This window comes from Brevundimonas sp., assembly GCF_035626975.1.
Lineage (GTDB): Bacteria > Pseudomonadota > Alphaproteobacteria > Caulobacterales > Caulobacteraceae > Brevundimonas.
The window spans coordinates 20,841-38,542 of record NZ_DASPMQ010000051.1 but is presented as its reverse complement, the minus strand read 5'-3'; the positions used below and the strand labels follow the sequence as shown (position 1 = coordinate 38,542).

Annotated in this window: 16 protein-coding genes; 3 read left to right on the top strand and 13 right to left on the bottom strand. The window is 71.2% G+C overall.

Annotated elements, in window-relative coordinates; translation table 11 throughout:
* From miaB to VEB62_RS13285, 10 genes are all read right to left on the bottom strand, one after another.
* Window positions 1-1,178, bottom strand: a 1,178-nt coding sequence (gene miaB, locus VEB62_RS13330; protein WP_324800558.1) for a tRNA (N6-isopentenyl adenosine(37)-C2)-methylthiotransferase MiaB, incomplete at its 3' end; no start/stop codon positions are given.
* Between the two features lie 43 nt (window positions 1,179-1,221).
* Window positions 1,222-1,701: a Fur family transcriptional regulator gene (locus tag VEB62_RS13325; RefSeq protein WP_324800554.1), complete on the bottom strand. Its 480-nt coding sequence runs from the start codon at window positions 1,699-1,701 to the stop codon at window positions 1,222-1,224.
* A 27-nt stretch (window positions 1,702-1,728) separates the two neighbouring features.
* Complete coding sequence (locus tag VEB62_RS13320; RefSeq protein WP_324800550.1) at window positions 1,729-2,193, bottom strand: GNAT family N-acetyltransferase; 465 nt, start codon at window positions 2,191-2,193, stop codon at window positions 1,729-1,731.
* A complete protein-coding gene (gene tsaB, locus VEB62_RS13315; RefSeq protein WP_324800547.1) occupies window positions 2,190-2,879 on the bottom strand; it encodes a tRNA (adenosine(37)-N6)-threonylcarbamoyltransferase complex dimerization subunit type 1 TsaB in 690 nt (229 codons plus the stop codon). The genes VEB62_RS13320 and tsaB overlap by 4 nt, the downstream gene beginning before the upstream one ends.
* Before the next feature lie 25 nt (window positions 2,880-2,904).
* Window positions 2,905-3,294 (bottom strand): helix-turn-helix domain-containing protein, encoded by a 390-nt coding sequence (locus VEB62_RS13310; protein ID WP_324800545.1) that lies wholly within the window; start codon window positions 3,292-3,294, stop codon window positions 2,905-2,907.
* Between the two features lie 70 nt (window positions 3,295-3,364).
* Window positions 3,365-3,946: a helix-turn-helix domain-containing protein gene (locus VEB62_RS13305; protein WP_324800542.1), complete on the bottom strand. Its 582-nt coding sequence runs from the start codon at window positions 3,944-3,946 to the stop codon at window positions 3,365-3,367.
* Window positions 3,947-4,168: 222 nt separating this feature from the next.
* Window positions 4,169-4,726, bottom strand: a complete 558-nt coding sequence (locus VEB62_RS13300) for a NifU family protein (RefSeq protein ID WP_324800539.1) — start codon at window positions 4,724-4,726, stop codon at window positions 4,169-4,171.
* Between the two features lie 145 nt (window positions 4,727-4,871).
* The gene (locus tag VEB62_RS13295) at window positions 4,872-5,336 is read right to left on the bottom strand and encodes a universal stress protein (protein ID WP_324800536.1); all 465 of its coding nucleotides are present in this window, start codon (window positions 5,334-5,336) and stop codon (window positions 4,872-4,874) included.
* Window positions 5,337-5,434: 98 nt separating this feature from the next.
* Window positions 5,435-10,300, bottom strand: a complete 4,866-nt coding sequence (locus VEB62_RS13290; RefSeq protein ID WP_324800534.1) for an NAD-glutamate dehydrogenase — start codon at window positions 10,298-10,300, stop codon at window positions 5,435-5,437.
* Window positions 10,301-10,651: 351 nt separating this feature from the next.
* Window positions 10,652-11,782, bottom strand: a complete 1,131-nt coding sequence (locus VEB62_RS13285; RefSeq protein ID WP_324800531.1) for an AI-2E family transporter — start codon at window positions 11,780-11,782, stop codon at window positions 10,652-10,654.
* Window positions 11,783-11,874: 92 nt separating this feature from the next.
* On the opposite strand from VEB62_RS13285, the gene VEB62_RS13280 reads away from it, so the two are divergent.
* Window positions 11,875-13,446, top strand: a complete 1,572-nt coding sequence (locus tag VEB62_RS13280; protein WP_324800529.1) for a helicase HerA-like domain-containing protein — start codon at window positions 11,875-11,877, stop codon at window positions 13,444-13,446.
* Window positions 13,443-13,901 carry a hypothetical protein gene (locus VEB62_RS13275; RefSeq protein WP_324800526.1) on the top strand — a complete coding sequence of 153 codons (459 nt, stop codon included), beginning with the start codon at window positions 13,443-13,445 and terminating at the stop codon, window positions 13,899-13,901. Before VEB62_RS13280 ends, VEB62_RS13275 begins: the two co-directional genes overlap by 4 nt.
* A gap of 506 nt (window positions 13,902-14,407) precedes the next feature.
* Here the strand turns inward: VEB62_RS13275 and VEB62_RS13270 are convergent.
* Together VEB62_RS13270 and timA are read right to left on the bottom strand one after the other, a co-directional pair.
* Entirely contained in the window at window positions 14,408-15,562 is a 1,155-nt protein-coding gene (locus VEB62_RS13270; RefSeq protein WP_324800523.1) for an MltA domain-containing protein, read from the bottom strand.
* Complete coding sequence (gene timA / locus VEB62_RS13265) at window positions 15,559-16,200, bottom strand: TIM44-related membrane protein TimA (protein WP_324800520.1); 642 nt, start codon at window positions 16,198-16,200, stop codon at window positions 15,559-15,561. The genes VEB62_RS13270 and timA overlap by 4 nt, the downstream gene beginning before the upstream one ends.
* A gap of 240 nt (window positions 16,201-16,440) precedes the next feature.
* On the opposite strand from timA, the gene secB reads away from it, so the two are divergent.
* Window positions 16,441-16,959 (top strand): protein-export chaperone SecB, encoded by a 519-nt coding sequence (gene secB / locus VEB62_RS13260; RefSeq protein WP_324800517.1) that lies wholly within the window; start codon window positions 16,441-16,443, stop codon window positions 16,957-16,959.
* A gap of 19 nt (window positions 16,960-16,978) precedes the next feature.
* Here the strand turns inward: secB and dnaQ are convergent, their stop codons facing one another.
* Complete coding sequence (dnaQ, locus tag VEB62_RS13255; protein ID WP_324800514.1) at window positions 16,979-17,698, bottom strand: DNA polymerase III subunit epsilon; 720 nt, start codon at window positions 17,696-17,698, stop codon at window positions 16,979-16,981.
* Window positions 17,699-17,702 lie beyond the last annotated feature (4 nt).

The following is a 17,702-nucleotide window of genomic DNA, read 5'->3' as shown; positions in this document are numbered from 1 at the left end:
AAGGCGACCTGCTGTTCCGTCAGCAGGGCCTGCAGCACATGCAGCCGCTCACGGCTGACGGCGTCCGGAACCTGCCCCGCCATCGTCGCCGCCGGCGTGCCGGGGCGCGGCGAATACATGAAGCTGAAGGCCGAGGCGTAGTTCACCCGCCGCACCAGATCCATCGTCTGCTCGAAATCGGCGTCGGTCTCGCCGGGGAAGCCGACGATGAAGTCGCCGGACAGCGCCATGTCCGGCCGCGCCTCCCGGATGCGGTCGACGAGGTCGAAATATTTCTGACGCCCGTGCTTGCGGTTCATCAGCCGCAGGATCCGGTCCGAGCCCGACTGCACCGGCAGGTGCAGATAGGGCATCAGCGCCTCCAGCTCGCCGTGGGCCGCGATCAGGTCGTCCGACATGTCGTTGGGATGGCTGGTCGTATAGCGGATGCGGTCCAGCCCCGGAATCTCCGCCAGCGCATGGGCCAGCCGCGCCAGCGTCGAAGGCGTCCCGTCCGCCCCCTCGCCGTCGTAGGCGTTGACGTTCTGGCCCAGCAGGGTGACCTCGCGCACCCCTCGCGCCGCCAGCTCCCGCGCCTCGGCCAGCACGTGGGCGACCGGCCGCGACCACTCCGCGCCGCGGGTGTAGGGCACGACGCAGAAGGTGCAGAATTTGTCGCAGCCCTCCTGCACGGTCAGGAAGGCCGTCACGCCGTCGCCGCCGCGCGCGACCGGCAGGGCGTCGAACTTGTCGTTGGGCGCGAAGTCGGCCCCGATCCGCTCGCCGCGCGCCCGCGCCGTGCGGGTCAGCAGCTCTGGCAGCTGGTGATAGGCCTGCGGTCCGACCACCAGATCGACCGCCGGCTGCCGGCGCATGATCTCCTCGCCCTCGGCCTGGGCGACGCAGCCGGCCACGGCGATGGTCATGGCGCCCGCCTTGCCTTCCTTCATCACCCGCAGCTTGCCGAGTTCGGAATAGACCTTCTCGGCCGCCTTCTCGCGGATGTGGCAGGTGTTCAGGATGACGAAGTCGGCGTCCTCGGCCGTATCCGTCGGCGCATAGCCGAGCGGGCGCAGCACATCGGCCATGCGCTCCGAGTCATAGACGTTCATCTGGCAGCCGTAGGTCTTGATGAACAGGCGCTTCGGCGGCGCGCCCGCCTCATCCGCGACCAGCGGCGAAACGTGGGTCTCGGTCATGGATCGGGTTTTAGAGCGCCCGCTCGGTTCGCGCCATGCCGGACTAATCGACGTCGGCCGGATCCACCCGGGCGGCGTGGCGCTTGAAGATCAGCCCTTCGCGCTTGGACGGCTCGGCTCCCTCGACCGGCTTGCCGTAGAGCTCCAGCTTGTGGCCGACCAGTTCGAAGCCCAGCCGTTCGGCGATCTCGGTCTTGAGCCGCTCGATCTCGGCGTCGAAGAATTCGATGACCTCGCCCGAGCGGGTGTCGATCAGGTGGTCGTGATGGTCGTCGCCGGCCTCCTCGTAGCGCGAGCGGCCATCGCCGAAATCATGCTTCTCGACGACGCCGGCCTCCTCGAACAGCCGGACGGTGCGGTAGACCGTGGCGATCGAGATGTGCGGATCGATCGACGAGGCGCGGCGGTACAGCTCCTCGACATCGGGATGGTCGTCGGCGCTGGACAGAACCCGCGCGATGACGCGGCGCTGTTCGGTCATGCGCATGCCGCGGTCGGCGCAGAGTTTCTCGATCCGGTCCATGCCGACAGGATAGGCGGGCCGGGCGGTCTAGGGAAGCGGTGTCGCCAGGTTAAGCGCCAGAAGCAGGGCGTCGCGCCGTCCGCCGTCCGCGCCGGCGTAGTAGCCCGGCCGCCGCCCCGCCTCGGTGAAGCCGGCTCTGGCGTAGAGGGCCCGGGCCGCCGCATTGTCCTCGGCCACCTCCAGGAAGACGCGGACCGCGCCCCGCGCCGCCGCCGCCCGCACGCCCTCGCCGACCAGCCGCCCGCCCAATCCTGCGCGCCGGGCGGCGGGCCGCACCGCCAGGGTCAGGATTTCCGCCTCGTCGGCGACGGTCCGCATCAGGATGAAGCCATCCGTCGCCTCGACCGGGAACACGCCGGGTTGCTCCAGCAGGGCGGTGAAGGCGGCCTCGCTCCACGGCGCGTCGTGCGGCCCGGCGAAGGCCGCGGCGTGAATCGCGGCGAGGCGAGCCGCGAGCCCGGCCGGCCCGGAGGCGGCGTCCTCGCCGGTCACGGCGCCGGCGGCCGGGCCTGGCCCGGCAGACGGGTCGGCGGCGTGGCGTCGGGCGCGCGCAGATAGACCGGGCGCGGCGGGTTGTCCGCCGGATCGGCCGCCGCCGTCAGCCGGGCCAGCGCCCCGGGGGCGGGGCCCGCGAGCTCCAGCGCCACGGCCCCCGGAACCTCCCCCGCGATCAGGGCCGCGCCCGAGCCGATCAGGCGCACGCCCGCACCCAGTCCCAGCGCCCGATCCCGCGCCGCCTCGATCGACAGGGCCTCGGGCGGGCCGGTCGGCGCCCCGTCCCGCCAGAACCGCGCATAGACCTGGCCGCGCCGCGCATCGATCAGCGCCGCGGCGGGCCCGCCCCCGTCCGCCGAAGCCGCCAGACCGTCCAGCGTTGAAATCCCGACCACCGGCCGGTCCAGCGCCGCGCCCAGCCCCTGGGCGAAGGCGAGCCCGACCCGCAACCCCGTGAACGAGCCCGGCCCGACGGTGACGCCGATCCGGTCGACGTCCCCGAAGCCGCCGGCCTCGGCCGCGGCGTCGCGGACCATCCCCGCCAGCCGCTCCTGGTGGCCCTTGGCCATCGCTTCGGACCGCAGGCCGAGCGGCCGCGCCACCCACGTCTCGCCATTTGCCTCGACCTCAAGCACCGCGGCCGTGCACAGGCCCAGCGCCGTATCGACCACCAGCACCCTCATGACGCCGCTCCCGAGAGGGCGACGGTCAGGAGTCCCGGGCCAGAGCCCGCACCACCCGGGCCACCGCCTTGCGAACCTCGCGGTCGTCGATCAGCGGAAAGGCCGTCGCCACGGTCCGCCCGTCCGCCGTGGCGGTGATGTGGCGCAGCGCCTCCCAGCCGGTGTCCGCCGCGTCGCGCGCCGTCTCGACCGGCGGAAAGAAGGCCTCGACCGAGGTCGCCAGCACCGTCGCCGCCCGATGCAGCCGCGAGGCCGAGATGCGGTTCTGGCCGGTCTCGTATTTCTGCACCTGCTGGAAGCTGATCCCCAACTGCTGCGCCAGCGCCGTCTGCGACAGACCCAGCGCCGAGCGGCGAAGGCTGATCCGCGCGCCGACGAAGGCGTCCACTTCCTCCGGTCCGCCAATCCTGGCCATGACGCCGCTCCCGCTGTTCACGACGAAACAGTTTCATGAAACCGGTACGCTTGCAACTAAATAGTTTCATCTATAGATCCAGCCGGGCGATGACGGCGGAGACCAGCCGCGTCGCCGAGCGCGCGATCCGTTCCTCGCCGCCGCCCGGCCCGCGCACCACGAGGGCGTCGGCGTCGGCACGGTCGTAGAGGCGCACGCGGATTTCTCCGTCGGCCATCTCGATGACGCAGCCCTGGTCGCGGCGGGGCCAGCGGCCGGGCTCGTATTCCAGCACCACGCCCGAGGCCGCCCAGGGCGCAAGGTCGTCGTTCGAGAGCTGCAACCGGCGGGTCGCTCCGGCGGGCGCCGGACCGGTGAAGGCGCGGCCCCCGCTCTCCAGGCCTTGCGCGGCGTCCGGCTTCGGGGATGCGGCCGGCGGCCCCAGCTTCAGGGCCAGCGCCTCGGGCGTCGAGCCGATCGCCGTGGTCAGCCGCCGCTGCACGTCGGGCCGGAACAGGCCCGGCCGCTTGCCGGATTCGTACAGGCCCCAGCCCTGGCTGGTCATGCCGACCCGTTCGCCCGCCTGCGCCTGGCTGAACCCGCGCTCCTGACGCAGCGAGGCGAGCGCCTCGCCGAGGCGCCGGGCGTCGCTATCGCTCTCGAACCGGGGCATGGGGGGATGATGGCGCCGTCGCCTGCCCGAAGCGAGGACGGATTTGTTTCAGAGGGCCACGCAACCAGCTCCAGCCGTCATCCTCGGGCTTGACCCGAGGATCAGACTGTCCGGTGCTCTGTGGCGAGGCTGCGGGCGCCGTTGCGGGGCCGTCACCGTCGCACAGACCCGCTCCCGGCTCTGATCCTCGGGTCAAGCCCGAGGATGAGGGGAAGGGAAGGGCTAGATCACCTGCTCGACGCGGGTCACTTCCGGCACATAGTGTTTCATCATCTGCTCGACGCCGGCCTTGAGCGTGGCCGAGGACGACGGGCAGCCGGCGCAGGCGCCGCGCATGCGCAGGGTCAGCACCCCGCTCGCCTCGTCGAAACCGTCGAACAGGATGTCGCCGCCGTCCTGGGCCACGGCCGGGCGGATGCGGCTGTCCAGCAGCTGTTTGATCTCGGCCACGATCTCGCTGTCCTCGCCCTCGGGGGCGGCGCTGTCGAAGGCGCCGCCGCGCATCAGCGGCGCGCCCGAGACGAAATGGTCCATGATCGCCGCCAGGATCGGGGCCTTCATCCGGCTCCAGTCCAGCCCCGCCGGGTCGCGGGTCACCGACACATAGTCCGAGCCGAAGAACACCCCGGCGACGCCCTCCAGCTGGAACAGCGCCTCGGCCAGCGGCGAGGCCGCGGCCTCGTCGATGGTCAGGAATTCGCGCGGCTCGGCCGCAACCTCCCGGCCCGGCAGGAATTTGAGCGCGTTCGGATTGGGCGTCGGTTCGGTCTGGATGAACATGGCTGGTAAGTGCGCTCCCGACAGGGCGTGTTCAAGGCCCGCACGCCATTCCCCCCAGGGGGAGGGGGACCGCCGAAGACGGTGGAGGGCGCCGCGCTCAAGCAGCGAGCGACCGCGTCGCGAGCGTTAGGGCCCTCTCTTCATATCAGGCCAGGTCCTCGATCTCTTTCTCGGTCAGTTCCCCCGGCACGATGGTCACCGGCAGCTTGCGGCCGGTGAAGGCCGCGCCCTGCTTGACGACGGCGGCGACCAGCGGCCCCGGCGCGTTCGAGCCGGCGGCCAGCACGAGGATCTTGATGTCCGGATCCTCGCCGACGACCTTGCGGATGCAGGCCTGCGGGTCGCCCCGCTCGATCAGCAGGACCGGGGTCGACCCGGAGCGCTCCGCCGCCTCGGCCGCCCAGGCGTTCAGCGACGCCTCGGCCTCGGCGCGGGTCTGGCGCTCGATCTCCTCGCGCACCCCGGCCCAGTGGGCGTCCGACGCCGCCGGCGGGATGATCCGCAGCATGACCAGATGGCCGCCGGTCGAGCGCGACCGCCGCGCGGCGTAGCGCAGGGCCGCCTCGAACTCGGGACTGTCGTCGACGACGACCAGAAACTTGCGCGGCATCGGCAGCCCTCTCCCTCACCCCCCGGGGACGCTAGCAGATCGGCCCCGCCCACGCGAAGCGCCCGGCGCCTCGCGTGGTTCAATCGAGGGTCGGCCCATCAGCCCGCCGAGGACGCGATCTCGCGGATGACGCTGTTGGCGATGGTCAGTTTGGCGAAGGTCCAGCCCGACCCGGAGGCCTCGATCTCGTCGACCGAGGCGCGGACGCCCTCGACGGTCTTGAGGCGCGGGCCGATCCAGCGGTCCACCGCCTTCTCCGCCGACTGCTCGCCGGCCCCGGCCGAGGCGTCCGTCGAGCGGGCCACGGCGCGGGTCAGGACGACCTGCTCGTTCATGAGGTCCTCGATCATGCGGCGCACCGCCAGCCGGTCGAAATGATCGGCCGAGGGCACGGACCCCGCCGCCGCGCGCAGCCGGTCGAAGTCGAAGGCCGCGCCGACCTGGTGGTACAGCGTCGCCATGGCCGGTTCGGGCCAGCCGGCCTCGCGGGCCAGGTCGCCGATGTCGGCGGTGGCCACCAGCGGCTGCAGCATGGCGAAATCGCGGGCCATGCCGTCGCTCGCGCCATAGCTGGTGAAGGCGGCGATGCGCGCCTCCAGCCGGCCCTGCTCGAACCGGGACAGCACGGCGGAGCCGGCCGCCCGCAGGGCGTCGGCCGCCGGCCGGTAGGCGCCGATCAGGCCGTCGACCGTGGCGCCCTCGCGCATCGCCCGGCGGGCCAGCCAGAAGGTCTGGCGGCGCAGCACGGTCGAGATCTCGCGGTAGAGGGCGATCTGGGCCCCGGCCGGGATCTTCAGGTCGAGGGCCGAGACCTGGTCCCAGGCCTCGTCGAGCCGGAACACCTGCCGCGCCGCCTCGAAGGCGATGACCAGGGCCGAGGTGTCGCACCGGGCCGACAGGCGCAGCCGTTCCGGGAAGGTCGGGCCGCACATGTTGACGATCTCGTTCGACAGCACGGTCGAGACGATCTCGCGCTTCAGGCGGTGGCGCTGCATGTCCGCCTCGAACTTCGCCAGCGGATCGGGGAAGTAGCGGACCAGGGTCTTCTTGAAGAAGGGATCGTCCGGGGCGCGCGAGCCGACGATGTCGTCGAACAGCTCCAGCTTGGAATAGGCGGTCAGCACGGCCAGTTCAGGCCGGGTCAGCGGCGTCCCAGACGCCTTCATCTCCGCCAGCTTCAGGTCATCCGGCAGGCCCTCGACCTTGCGGTCCAGCTTTCCCTTGCCGCCCAGCCACTGCATGAACCGCTGCTGGGAATCCAGCGCCCCGGCGCCCTCGGCCTGCTGCAGGCTGACGGCGAGGGTCTGGTCGTAGTTGTGGACCAGCACCTTCAGCCCGACCTCGTCGGTCATCGAGGCCAGCAGGGCGTTGCGGTCCCCGGCCTTCAGCGCGCCCGAGGCGATGGCCGCCCCGGTCAGAATCTTGATGTTGACCTCGTGGTCGGAGCTGTCGACCCCCGCCGAGTTGTCGATGGCGTCGGTGTTGATCCGTCCGCCGTTCCTGGCGAAGGCGATGCGGCCGGCCTGGGTCAGGCCGAGGTTGGCGCCCTCGCCCACCACCGCCACGCGCAGCTCGCCCGCGTCGACCCGGATGGCGTCATTGGCCTTGTCGCCGACCTGCAGGTCGGTCTCGTGCGGCGCCTTCACATAGGTGCCGATGCCGCCGAGGTAGAGCAGTTCCGCCGGGGCCTTGAGGATGGCCTTCATCAGGGCCGCCGGATCGACGGCGTCCTCCTGGATGTCGAGCGCCGCCTTGATCTCCGGCGACAGCTCGATCGACTTGGCGGAGCGGGAGAAGACGCCGCCGCCCGCCGAGATCTTCGACGTGTCGTAGTCCTGCCACGACGACCGCGGCAGTTTGAACATCCGGTCCCGCTCGACCCACGAGCTCGCCGGATCCGGGTTCGGATCGATGAAGATGTCGCGGTGGTCGAAGGCGGCGACCAGTTTGATCGCCTTCGACAGCAGCATGCCGTTGCCGAACACGTCGCCGGACATGTCTCCGACCCCGACCACGGTGAAGGGCTCGGTCTGGATGTCCTTGTCCATCTCGCGGAAGTGGCGCTTGACCGCCTCCCACGCGCCGCGGGCGGTGATTCCCATGACCTTGTGGTCGTAGCCGACCGAGCCGCCGGACGCGAAGGCGTCGTCCAGCCAGAAGCCGTAGTCGGCGGACACCCCGTTGGCGATGTCCGAGAAGGTCGCCGTGCCCTTGTCGGCGGCCACGACCAGATAGGGATCGTCGCCCTCCCACAGCACGACATCGGCCGGATGGATCACCGCCCCGTCGGCGGCGATGTTGTCGGTGATGTCGAGCAGGCCGGACAGGAAGGTCTTGTAGGCCCGGATCGCCTCGGCCTGCTGGGCGTCGCGGTCGCCGCCGGCGCGCACGATGGCCGGCAGGGTCTTGGGATAGAAGCCGCCCTTGGAGCCGACCGGCACGATGACGGCGTTCTTGACCTGCTGCGCCTTGACCAGACCCAGCACCTCGGTGCGGAAGTCGTCGCGGCGGTCGGACCAGCGCAGGCCGCCGCGCGCCACCGGCCCGAAGCGCAGGTGCACGCCCTCGACATGCGGGGCCCAGACGAAGATTTCCCGGAACGGCCTGGGCAGCGGCAGATCCTCGAGTTCGCGCGAGGCGATCTTGATCGAGATGTGCGGCTTCGGCTCGCCCTCCGGTCCGCTCTGGAAATAGTTGGTCCGCTTGATGGCCATGACCAGCAGCGCCAGCCGGCGCAGGGCCCGGTCGTGGTCGAGGCTCTTCACCGCCTGCAGCAGGCCCATCAGCTTGTCAGCCTGCTCCTTCACCGCGGCCTTGCGCGCCCCGGCGTCGCCGCCGGCGGCAGGGTCGAATTTGGCGTGGAACAGCGACAGCAGGCCGCGCGCCACGGCGGGGTAGTCGCGCAGCGCCTCCTCCTGCACCACCTGGGTGGGGTCGAGGCCGGTCTGCTGGCGGTAGCGGGCGAGGGTGCGGACCAGCGCCGCCTCGCGCCAGTCGACGCCCAGCTCGAGCACCAGCCGGTTGAAGCCGTCGCTCTCGGTGCGGCCGGTCCAGACGGCCGAGAACGCCGCCTCGAACGGCTCGCGGACGTCGTCGAAATGCAGGTCGCCGCCGCGCGGGTCCTCGAGCAGGAACTCATGGACGTGGATCTGCGGATCGCCCAGCGGCGACAGGGCGTGGCCCCATTCCTCCAGCGTCTTCAGCCCCATGTCGGCCAGGACGGGCAGGACGTCGGACAGCGGCACGGCGGCGCCGCGGCGATAGAGCTTGAAACGGAAATTCAGCGGGCCGTCGCGCTCGGTGCGGAAGGCGCGCACCGCCACCGGATCGCCGCCGTCGTTGAGGCCGGACGCGTTGAGCTGGTCCGCCGCCTGCAGGTCCCGCACCGCCTCGTCGGCGTCGTAGCGGTCGCGATAGCCGGCCCCGAAGGCCCAGGCCCAGCGGGCGCTGAGCGGCCCCACCTGGACGTCGTCGACATCGGCGCCGCGCAGGGCGCTCTCGAAGCGGTCGACCCAGCTGCGCCCGGCCTCGGCGATCTCGGCGTCCAGCTCAACAAGGTCCGGACACGGATGATCGCCCGGCGTCACCCCGATGATGTAGTGGATGCGGACCAGCGGCTGGTCCGACAGCTGCGGATACCAGGCCGACAGCCGCCCGCCCCAGGCGTTGGCGAGGATTCGGCCGATCCGCTCGCGGACGCCCGGATTGAACCGCTCTCGCGGGATGAAGGTCAGGACCGAGACGAAGCGGTCGAACGGGTCCTTGCGGGTGAAGCTCTTGATCCGGGGCCGGTCGTGCAGGTGCAGGATGCCCAGCGCGATCTCCAGCAGCTCGTCCTCGCCGATCTGGAAGAGCTCGTCGCGCGGATAATTCTCGAGGATGTTCTTCAGCCGCTTGTGGCTGTGCGAGCCCGAGACCTTGCCGGCCCGGGCCAGGGCGTTGGCCACCTTGCGCCGCACCAGCGGCACCTGGGTCGCGGTCTTGTCATAGGCCTCGGCGGTGAACAGGCCGACGAAGCGGGTCTCGCCCGAGGGCCGGCCGTCCGGACCGAACCGCTTGACCCCGATATAGTCCATATAGGCCCGGCGGTGGACCCGCGAGCGGGCGTTGGCCTTGGCCACGGTGACCGGCTCGGACAGGTTCAGCTGGCGCTTCATCGACTTGGTCAGCACCGCCGGCTCGTTGGCGCGGCGCAGCACCGTGCGCTCGGGATCGGCCAGCACGCCCAGCCCCGCCCCCGATTGCGACAGCGGCGCCTCGGCCTCGTAGCCGCCGTCCTTCGTGCGCGGATAGTCGTAGTCGCGGGCCCCGAGGAAGACGAAATGGTCCGCCTCCAGCCAGCGCAGGAAGGCGAGGTTCTCGGCCAGGACGTCCGCATCGACGCCCGGCGGCGAGGTCTCGAGATGGGCGATGGAACGGGCCATCAGGGCGTTCATCGCCGCGTGGTCGACGACGGCGGCGCGCACGTCGGCCATGGTCTCGGCCAGGCTCTCGCCGAGGGCGTCACGCCGCTCCTGCGGCACCGGATCCATGACCACGATGATCAGCGAGGTGCGGACCCCGTCCATCTCCACGATCGGGTGGAACATCGAACGCACGGTGACGCCGGCCTCGGCCAGTTCGCCCATGACGCTGTCGACGAGGAAGGGCCGGTCGTCCTGGATGATGGCGATGCTGTCGTAGCCGGTGGCCCGGCCATCGGCGCCCGTCAGGGGACCGAGGGTGATCAGCGCGGCGGCGTCCCGCCCGCGCCCGGCCGCCGACCGCCACACCGAGGCGAGCAGGTGCCCGAGGTCGGCGCCGCCCAGCTCCGGCGTCTCGTCGGCGACGTAGTCGTCATGGGCCTGGCCGAGATAGGAGCGGGCGTCCGCGCCGTAGGGGCCGCCGACCGCGCTTGCGAAACTCGCCTCCAGCGCCTCCAGGGTGATCGCCTGAGGAAGCGTGGGGGCCGAAGCGCCGGGCATGGACAGTCTCTTCACGGACGCGGCCTCTGATCGGCCGCCGAGGGCGTCGCCAGACTAGGCCGCTTCGCCGCTTCGGCAAGCCGCCCGTCCTGACGCGGCTCAACTAGGACAGGCGGCTGACGGCGGGAAGCCCCCAAATGCGACGAAGGCCGCGACGCCCGCGGGCCCGGCCCGGCCCGGGTCCAGAAACGACTAGGCCGCCGGACTTTCGTCCGGCGGCCTGTTCGGACCGGCGCCCAGGAGGGGAGGGGTGGCGCCGATCTTCAGCGCCGCGGCCTTGGGGGGAGGGGAGCCGCGGCGACAGGATTGAAATAGGAGCCGGTTGTGGCCAATCAAGGGCGCCGGGGCGGCTCAGTCCGCCTTCCCCTGCGGCGGGTTGACGCGGCGCCGCGACCCTGTCGGGGGCGTCTCCTCGTCGGCATAGGGCTCGCCGTCGCCGGACAGCAGGATGGCCATCCAGCGCGACCCCTTGAACTCGGCCAGGATGGCCATGGCCATCACCGCCAGCGGCGTCGACAGGAACATGCCGACCACGCCCCAGACCTTGCCCCAGAAGGCCAGGGCCAGCAGCACCACCACCGGATCGATGTTCTGGTTGTCGCCCTGCATGCGCGGCTGGATCAGGTTGCCGCTGATGAACAGGATGATCTGCAGCCCGATCAGCAGGACCGCCGCCTGCCAGTAGGTTTCGAACTGGACGAGGGCGAACAGCGGCGGGGCCAGCCCGGCGACCGCGCCGCCCAGCACCGGGATGAAGCCGATGATGAAGATGACGAAGGTCCAGAACTCCGCGTTCTGCAGGCCCACGGCCCGCATCAGCAGCCAGGCCGCGGCGCAGATCATCGCCCCGGTGACGGTCTGGACCCACAGATAGCCCTCGACCCCGCCGCGGACCCGCTGGAACACTTCCAGCGCCTCGCCCCGGGCCGTGCGGTCCGGGAACATGCCGATAATCTTGCGCCGGAACCCCGACTGCGACGCCAGCAGGAAGGCCAGGTAGATCATCACGAAGAAGGCGCCCGTCAGCACGCCCTGGGCCTGGAGGGCCGCGCTGGCCACATAGCTGCGCACGTCCAACTGGGTCATCAGCTCGGCGGCCGTCGGCACGGTGTCGATGCCCAGCACCCGGCCGCCGTCGATCAGGATCTGGTCGATGCGCGGACCGATCCGCGAGGTCACCCCCGTCGCTTCGTCGAAGAAGCCGGCGGCGCCGTTCACGATGATGCCGATCGAGGCGAAGAACAGCAGCACGACCAGGATCAGCGCCGCCGCCCCAGCGAACCGCTGCGGCACGCGGGTCCGCGCCTCGATGAACCGCTTCACCCCGTCGATCATGATCAGCAGGAAGATGGCCATGGCCAGCGGCGTCAGGATGTCCCTGAGCCAGTAGACTGCGGCGCCGGTGGCGACCACGGCGATCGTCACCAGCGCATTGCGCGCCACGGACGAGGTCGGCAGGCTGATCGGGGCTTTCATCGGCATATGGTCAAGGTCTCCGATAGCGCCGTCAATCGGCCTTGAACCATCCCGCCGGCCGGTAGAGCATGAGCGCCAAGCCTGTGCAGGAGTTCCCCATGACCGACACCGCCGCCGCCGGCCTTTTCCTCGGCCAGTCCTTCAAGGACGACGGCGACAGGCCCGAACGCCTGCTGTTCCACCGCGCCAACCGCCACGGCGTCGTCGCCGGCGCGACGGGCACCGGCAAGACCGTGACCCTGCAGATCATGGCCCAGGGCTTTTCGGACGCGGGCGTGCCGGTGTTCTGCGCCGACGTGAAGGGCGACCTGTCGGGCATCTGCGTGCCCGGCTCCCCGAACGAAAAGCTCCTCGCCCGCGCCGAGGGCATGGGGCTGACCCTGCAGCCGAAGGCCGCGCCGGTGGTGTTCTGGGACCTGTACGGCCTCAAGGGCCACCCCATCCGCACCACGGTCAGCGAGATCGGCCCCCTGCTGCTGGCCCGGATGCTCAACCTCAATGACGTCCAGGAGGGCGTCCTGTCGGTGGTCTTCCACGTCGCCGACAAGGAGGGCTTGCTGCTGCTCGATATCGACGACCTGCGCGCCATGCTGGCCCATGTCGGCGAGAACGCCGAACGCATCGGTCGCGAGGTCGGCAACGTCGCCCCCGCCTCGATCGCCGCCATCCAGCGCTCCTTGCTCCAGCTCGAGCAGCAGGGCGGCAAGGCCTTCTTCGGCGAGCCGGCGCTCAAGCTGGAGGACATGATGCGCACCGGCCTCGACGGCCGCGGCCAGGTCAATGTGCTGGACGCCACCCGGCTGATGGCCAGCCCGCGCCTCTACGCCGCCTTCCTGCTGTGGCTGCTGTCCGAACTGTTCGAACAGCTGCCCGAGGTCGGCGACCCCGACAAGCCGCGCCTCGTCTTCTTCTTCGACGAGGCCCATCTGCTGTTCACCGACGCGCCCGACGCCCTGCGCGAAAAGGTCGAGCAGGTCGTGCGCCTGATCCGCTCCAAGGGCGTCGGCGTCTATTTCGTCACCCAGAACCCGGCCGACATCCCCGACAGCGTGCTGGCCCAGCTCGGCAACCGCATCCAGCACGCCCTGCGCGCCTACACCCCGTCCGAACAGCGCGGCCTCAAGGCGGCGTCGGACAGCTTCCGCGCCAACCCGGCCTTCGACACGGCCGAAGCCATCCAGGGTCTCGGCGTCGGCGAGGCCCTGGTCTCGACTCTCGATGAAAAAGGCGCGCCCAACGTCGTCGCCCGCACCGCCATCCGCCCGCCGGACAGCCGCCTCGGCCCCGCCACCGACGCCGAACGCGCCGCCGTCATGGCCGCCAGCCCCGTCCGGGGGCTCTATGACACCCCCGTGGACCGGGAGTCCGCCGAAGAAATCCTGCTCGCCCGCCGCGGCCAGGCCGATCAGGCCAGCGCCGAGGCGAAACTGGCCGAGGCCCGCGCCAGGGCCGACGCCGTCAGTGCGAAGGACGCCGAAAAGGCCGCCGCCGCCCGGGCGAAGGAACAGGCCCGGCTGGAGCGCGAATACACCCGCGCCCGCGCCCCCGCCCGCCGCTCGACCCGCGAAACCCCGATTGAGGCGGCGACCAAGTCGGTGCTCAGGACGGCGGGCTCGACCATCACCCGGGAGCTGCTGCGGGGACTGCTGGGCGGGCTGAGGCGGCGGTGAGCGACGTCGGCGCCGTTCATGCGCACCTGGAATGGTTGCGCTCTGGGGATGCCAGCGATCCGGAGCACCACTATGGCCTCCAGATGCATATCGCCGAAGAATGGATGCGGGGGACTGGTCTGTCAGGGCGCGAGATCTGTGAGGTGGTCGCGGCGTGGCTGGCGTACGGCTTCGCTTCGGGTCGGCTGACATTCGAGTTCGGCGACATGATCGCCAACGACCTGAACACGTTTGCCCAGACCGATGCCCGGACGGGTCAGTGGTTCCACACCCCGTTTTCATGGGAGGTCTACCTGGCCTTCGACGCGGGCGAGTTCTCGCTCACGCCCGGGTTCGATCCGGTCGAAGGCAAAACCCGCCCGATGATCAACGACATCATTCAGCGGGCGGCGGCCCTTATTGAGTATCCGGTGGCGCTCGCAGAACCTGGAGCCACCCCGCAGGGCTCGGCCTGAGCGGCCACCGCACCATCCATCAACCCGGCTATCGTCATCCTTCGGCAAGCGGCGCAGCCGCGCAGACCGGAGGACCCAGCGGCGCGCGTGAGCGCGACCCTGCCGGGAGCGCCGCTGTTCACGACAGCCTGCCTGAACAGGTCGCCTTCGGCGCCGCTAGGTCCTCCGGTGTCCCCCCGCTTTCGCGGGGGTCGCCGAAGGATGACGATTACGGCCTGGACCCGTGACGCTGTGCTGACAATCCGGGGACTCATAGTCGGGTTCAGCGGAAAATCTCCGGCGCTTTCAACATCATCGTAGATTCCCGGTGCGATCGGCCCGCCACAGGGGAGAGGGGCTGCATACTGGGTTCCGGTCTTTGACAATCGAACCACGGCCCCGCCCCGCCCGGCGCGACCCGGGCCGGACGGATCAGACTGTTCAGACTGTTCAGACCCTGTTTTTGGTCTGGCCCGACATCCGCAGGCGGCGCGCTGCGGCCGCGGCCGGGAAAAGCGCCGCCGGCCTCAGCCCCGCGGAACCAGCCGCCACATCCGCAAGGGATGGCGCACCGCCCCGGCCTCCTCGCCGGCCGCCGCGCCCCGGCCCATGTACAGGTCGGCCCGCACCGGTCCCCGGATGGCCGAACCGGTGTCCAGCGCCACCACCAGGCCCTGATAGCTACCCCGCGCCCCGGCCAGGTTGCCGCCGTCGGCCGCGATCCACACCAGGTCGCCGTAGCGCCAGTGGCCCGGGTCAACGGCGATGGCCCGGCGCGCGGGCAGGGGGACGCCGGCGGCGCCGTTCGGATCGCCGCCGTCGTCCGGGTCGAGGCTGAAGAAGATGTAGCGCGGGTTCAGCGCCATCACCGCCCGCGCCTCCGGGCCCCGGTGCGCCGCCAGCCAGGCGCGGATGGCCTCGCCGGAGGTTCCGTTCGGCGGCAACAGCCCCTGTTCGGCCATCGGCCGGGCGATGCCGGTGAATTTCTGGCCGTTGTCGGCGGCATAGGCCGCCCGCGCCGTCGAACCGTCCTCGAAGGTCAGGTAGCCGGAGCCCTGGATCTGCATGAAGAACAGGTCCTCGGCCCGCATCCACGCAAGCGGCGCCGCGCCGGACGCCGCTTGCGGATTCGCCTCGATCTCGGCCCGCGGCGGCAGCACCTGTCCCCGGGTCCAGCCGGCCGGGGGCGCCAGCACCGGCATGTCGAACGCGCCGTCCGGGCTCCGGCGCGCGGCGTACTCGGGCGCGAAATAGGCGGTCAGCAGGCCCGGGCCGCCGTCGGCGGTCTCCGCCGCGACCACCGAGAAGCCGCTCTCGAAGAAGGCGCGGGCCAACGACGGGGTCACCGGCTTCGACGTCCGGCGGATCTGCATCGCGCGGGCGCACTGGGTCTGCGCGGCCGGCTCGCGGGCCACGCGGCAGCTGTCCGCCCAGGCGTTGAAGGCGGCCAGATGGTCCTCGTCGGCCCAACCAGGCAGGATCGTCGGGCTCTGGCCGGCGGGCGCGGCGGGGCCGGGCGTGGCGGGGGCCGGCGGCGGGGGACCCGGCGACGGCTCGAATGGACCGGACGGCCGGGGCGGCGTGGAACAGGCCGCCAGCGCCAGCACAAGGGCCAGCATAAAGGCCGGGGCGGCGGCTGTCACGGCCGCCCGGGGATGCGCCCCGCGGCCGTGGCGCCTCATGCGGCGGCGGGTTCGGTGCGGGCCAGCAGCCAGTTCGGATCGCTGGCGCCCAGGGTGCGTTCGAAGGTCCAGACCTCGGCGACCCGGCGCTCCTCGATCTGTTCCGCGGCCGAGGCGTCGGCCGACTTCACCCGGTTGCGCAGCTCGGCGAGGAAGCGGACCTTGGCCAGGGCCCGGTTCTCTTCCGCCGTGGCCAGCTCCAGATCGGCCCGGGCGGGATGCAGGAACTCGGCCTCCTCGGTCTCGCCCCGGGCCTCGCGCGCGGCGATGCCGGCCTCGAAGGACTCCATGACCCGCGGGGTCAGCAGCGGCTTCAGCGTTTCGCGATCGCCGGCGGCGTAGGCGCGCACGATGGTCTCATGGGCCTGGCGCGCGCCCTCGAGGAAGCGCACCGGATCGAAATTCGGGTCCCGGGCCTTGAGCCCCGCGATCGACGACAGGGTCGCGGCGTCGAGCAGGGTCGGCCGGGCGGTGGCCGCGTCCGCCGTCGAGGGCGGCGTCAGCGTCGGCGGCTGGGCGCGGGCGTCCTCCTCCGGCTGGCGGCCCACCTTCTTGCCCAGCACATTGTAGAGCAGGAACAGGACGATGGCCGCGACGACGGCGAAGATGACGATCTGGACCTGGACCGGCACGGGCATTCCCTGATTGGCGCCCCTTCAATGCGGAGCGCGGCGAAAGGACGATTAGGGACTGATATGGGGGCGCGCAAGGCGAACAGCGCCCCCGCCGCTCCGCGACCGATCGCCATGGGGCGTCGCCGGCCCGCTTGCGCCCTGGGCGAGCGTCGTTGCCGCAACGGGCGGTGCGTGCTAGTCGCCGCGCCTTCCGGGCCGGACAGCCGCGCCCCTCACGCCATTCCAGACAAGACCGACCCCGCCATGACCGACGCCGCTCCGCCCGCCGACGCCAACACCCCCGCGCCCGCCGAGAACGGCGCCGAGGCCCCCGCCGGCCCGGGTTTCCGCATCCTGGCCCAGTTCGTCCGCGATCTGTCGTTCGAGAACCCCAAGGCCCCGGATTCGCTGCGCATCGAAGGCAAGCCGGCGATCGACCTCGGCGTCGAGATGAACGCCCAGGGCCGCAAGGACGGCCTGTTCGAGGTCGAGCTGCGCCTGACGGTCAAGGCCACCACCGACGCCATGACGGTGTTCAACGTCGAACTGGTCTACGGCGGCCTGTTCGCCCTGTCCGGCGTGGCCGAGCAGGACATCGAGCCGCTGCTGCTGATCGAATGCCCGCGCTACCTGTTCCCGTTCGCCCGCGAGATCATCGCCCGCGCCACCTCGGACGGCGGCTTCTACCCGCCCTTCATGCTGGACCCGATCGACTTCGCCGGCATCTATGTGTCGCGCCAGCAACAGATCGCCCGCGGTCCGGCGGAAATGGCCCGGGCCTGAGTCCGGCGGGGCGGCCGGCTCAGGCGGCCTCGACGTCCAGGCCGTAGGCCGCCCACAGCGAGCGGTCCTTCAGGTTTTCCCGCAGGAAGGCGAGGTGGGCCGCGCGCTCCGCTTCGGTCGAACGCGCCGCCAGCGGTCGCGGCCGGGGCCCGTAGCCGCCGGTCGCCGCGGCCGACGCCACGCTGGCCGCCGTGGTGCGGGCGGACGACAGGTCCAGCCGCCGCTCCTTGCCGCCCTTCAGCTCCAGATAGACCTCGGCCAGCAGCCGGGCGTCGATCAGGGCGCCGTGCAGGGTGCGCTCGACCAGGCTGATCTTGAACCGCTTGCACAGGGCGTCGAGCGAATTGGCCATGCCCGGAAACCGGCTCTGAGCCAGCTTGAGCGTGTCGATCCAGCGCGTCTCTTCCAGCAATTCATGACCGCACAGGCCGCATTCGTGGTCGATGAACGCGCGGTCGAAGGCGGCGTTGTGGGCGATCACCGGCGCGTCGCCGATGAAGGCCATCAGGTCGTGGACCACCTCGCGGAATTTCGGCGCGCCCCGCACCTTCTCGTCGGTGATTCCGTGCACCCGGATGGCGTCCGGGGGGATCAGCCGCTCGGGGTGAACCAGCGTATGGTAGGTCCGGCCGGTCGGCAGCAGGTCCTCGATCTCGATGCAGCCGACCTCGATCAGCCGGTCGCCCGTCTTCGGATCGAAGCCGGTGGTTTCGGTGTCGAGAACGATTTCGCGGGCCATGACC